The sequence below is a fragment of the Spongiactinospora gelatinilytica genome (genome assembly GCF_003236385.1).
In the GTDB taxonomy this organism is placed as follows: Bacteria; Actinomycetota; Actinomycetes; order Streptosporangiales; family Streptosporangiaceae; genus Spongiactinospora; species Spongiactinospora gelatinilytica.
Genome location: NZ_POUA01000571.1, coordinates 1 through 3,146, shown reverse-complemented (window position 1 = coordinate 3,146; position 3,146 = coordinate 1). Strand labels below are relative to the sequence as shown.

At 72.0% G+C, this 3,146-nt stretch carries 1 protein-coding gene and 2 pseudogenes; all 3 read left to right on the top strand.

Annotation, left to right across the window (positions count from 1 at the left end):
* A pseudogene (locus C1I98_RS42230) lies at positions 1–625 on the top strand (sigma factor-like helix-turn-helix DNA-binding protein); the annotation flags it as partial.
* A 13-nt stretch (positions 626–638) separates the two neighbouring features.
* Positions 639–2,735 carry a UvrD-helicase domain-containing protein gene (locus tag C1I98_RS37060; RefSeq protein WP_111171935.1) on the top strand — a complete coding sequence of 699 codons (2,097 nt, stop codon included), beginning with the start codon at positions 639–641 and terminating at the stop codon, positions 2,733–2,735.
* Positions 2,736–2,786: 51 nt separating this feature from the next.
* A pseudogene (locus C1I98_RS37055) lies at positions 2,787–3,146 on the top strand (sigma factor-like helix-turn-helix DNA-binding protein); the annotation flags it as partial.

Below are 3,146 nucleotides of genomic sequence, written 5' to 3'. Positions count from 1 at the left end.
GCCTCAGCCCGAACCCCCCGAGCTCCTGGACGAGCCGACGGCCCCAGAGCCCGAGCAGGAGCCGACCGGCCAAGAGCCGCCCGGCCAGGAATCCGCGTCCAAAGGCTTCCGCCCCTTCAAGGACGTGAGCTTCACCCGCCGCTGCTTCCGCCAGCCCGACGGCCGCTGGTGGCTGCGGATCGACCTCACCGAAGAGCACCTGAACGGCGCCGAGTGCCCGCTGCCGAGCGGATTCGCCGCTTATCTAGGACTGTCCCCCGGCCAGAGCCGTACTGTTAGCAGCACCGCGGGTGACCTCACGATGACCTGGCAGAGCAGGCCGGTGGTGGAGTCGCTGCTGCGGCTGCTCGAAGAAGTCGAGGCCAAGGAGGGCGGCCACCTGTTCCTGACCCTGTCCGAGGAGGGCATGCTGCGGACCAGGCACCTGGACGCCGCGGGCCCGGACGTGGAGCCGATCACCCAGGCGCTGCGCCTGGTCGGCTACACCGCGCCGGACAACACCGCGGACCAGGCGTCGCGGGTGATCGCCACGCGGATCGGCATGGCCGGTTCGGTGGGTCATTCCGACCTGCTGGTACGGCTGCGCGAGCGTGGTGACCGCGATCTGCTGTCACTTCTCTCCTAGCCGGAGACCGCCTTTGCCACGGCTCGCGATCTCCCCCGAGTTCCCCAGGGAACTACGCGCACTGGCCGAACCGGTGCGCCGGGACGTCGTTGTCGCGATCCGGCGGTTCCTTGAGCAGGTCCCGGCCGCGCCGTACCCGGAGCAGGTCGGCGACGCGAGGGACGCGCGGATGGCGACGCTGCGCCTGGCCGAGCGGTACCGCGGGGTGGTGCTGCGCGACGGCGACGTCTACTGGCTGCTCACGGTGCTGCCGGACGGCGACGCGTGGGCGTACGCGAGCGGCCTCGGGTTCGGGGTGAACTCCAGGCTGGGCGTCATCGAGGTGTGGGACGCCGAGGCGCTGGAGCGGGCGGAGCCCGCGTTGCGGCGTTCGGCGGACGGACCCGGCAGACGTCTGTTCGACGACGTGTCCGACGCGGACCTGGCGTCGATCGGCGTCGACCCGCGCCTGCTGCCGTACATCCGCCTGGTGTCCACGGAGGCGACCTTGGCGGCGCTGGAACCGCTGCTGCCGCCGACGCAGTACGCGCCGCTGGCCGAGCTGGCCAGGACCGGCTCGCTGGGCGCGGCCTGGCGGGCCCTGGACGCCTGGCGTACCGCCGTCACCTGGCCCGCCGCCGCCACGTCCATCGACGACGCCCCGGTCGACACCACCGACGTGCAGGCGGCGCTGCGGCGCAGCCCGGACCGCGCGGCGTTCGTCGCCGACCACACCGAACTCGACCGCGTGCTCGGCTCCCCCGACTGGTGCGTCTTCCTGCACCCGCCGCAGCACCGGCTGTCGCGCACCCCGCACTATGAGCGTCCGGTTCTGGTCACGGGCGGGGTGGGCACCGGCAAGACCCTGGTCGCGCTGCACCGGGCGGCGTACCTGGCGGCGGAGGGGTCCGGGCCCGTGCTGCTGGTGACGTTCTCACGGGGGCTGAGCGACCTGCTGAGCGCGAAACTGGACCTGCTGGTCACCGACTGCGTGCTGCGCAAGCGGGTCGAGGTGGGCAACGTGGACCGGCTGGCCCACCACATCATGACCGAGGCCGAGGGCCGCAAGCCCAATCTGGCCGGCGACGCCGAGGTCGGCCGGCTCTTCGCCGAGGCGGCCAGGGGCGGCCCGCACTCGCCCGGCTTCGTGCTGCGCGAGTGGGAACAGGTGGTGCTGGCCCAGAACCTCACCACACTCGCCGAGTACCTGGACGCCGAGCGCCCGGGGCGCAGCGTGGCCCTGGACGAGGCCGAGCGGGCCGCGATCTGGCAGGCCATCGCGCAGGTGACGGCCAGGCTGCGGGAGAGCGGCCGGCGGACGCTGCTACAGCTCGCGGCCGAGGCGTGCGCGCTGCTCAGCCGCACCACGGGCGACCTGCTGGACGATTCCGGACCCCTGCGAGAGCCCTACCGGCATATCGTCGTGGACGAGGCGCAGGATCTGCACCCGGCGCAGTGGCGGCTGCTGCGCGCGGCCGTCCCGCACCTGAGCGACGACCTGTTCATCGTCGGCGACCCGCACCAGCGGATCTCCGACAACCGGGTCCCGCTGAGCGCGGTGGGCATCGCCGCGACGCCGCGGCGGCTCGACGTCTCCCGCCGCCTGTCGCGCGAGCTGCTCTCCTGGAGCGTGCGGCTGCGCGGCGGCGGCCCGGTGGACGGCCTGGTGGAGACCATTCACGAGCTGTTCGGGTTCGGCTCGGACGGGCACGGGGCCCGGCCGGTCGTGGTCGGCTACGACTCGGCGGAGGCCGAACTGTCAGGGCTGGTCGCCATGCTGAAGGAGTGGGTGGTCGACGATCGCGTGCCGGTGTCGGAGATCGCGGTCGCCGCGCGGGAGGCGGACCTCGTCCGCGCGGCCCGAGCGGCGACCGAAAAGGCGAATCTGGGGGTTCGAGTATGCACCTTGCATGCTATGAAAGGGCTGGAGTTCCGGCGGGTGGCCGTGATAGGCGTGACGGATGGGATCGTGCCCTCCCCAGCGGCGCTGACCCCGGCCGCAGAGGACCCGGCGGCCAGGGCCCATGACCTGCAACGAGAGCGCGGCCTGCTGTACGTGGCCTGCACCAGGGCAGCCGAGCTGCTGTATGTGTCCCATTCAGGCAGGGCGAGCCCTTTCCTGCCGTCCTGACCCCATAATGTCTCGAACTGCGGATATGAATCCTTTGCCGGTTGGATTTCAATGAACCTCAGCCTGAGCGACATCGTGCCACCCCTGCGCTGGACCTCCCCCAGGCAGATCGCGCCGATCGCGGACGACCCACGCCTGCCACAGGTGTGGTGGCAGGCGCTGCCCGTCGATCGAGCCTGCGCCACCATCGGGACCCCGCAGGTGGCCGCGCGGCTCGCCGACCTGTCCATGGCCTGCTGGGGACACCTTGTGCTCGGCGACATCCTGCCGCTGGTCAGGTTCACCGATCCGCTCGAATCCGCGCGGACCGCCGACACCCTCGGCCGCGAGGTCGTGCACAAGCTCTGCCTGTCGGTGATCGAGCGGCTGCTCGAACCCGCCGAGACCCGTACCGCGGTGCCGCCCCACCCC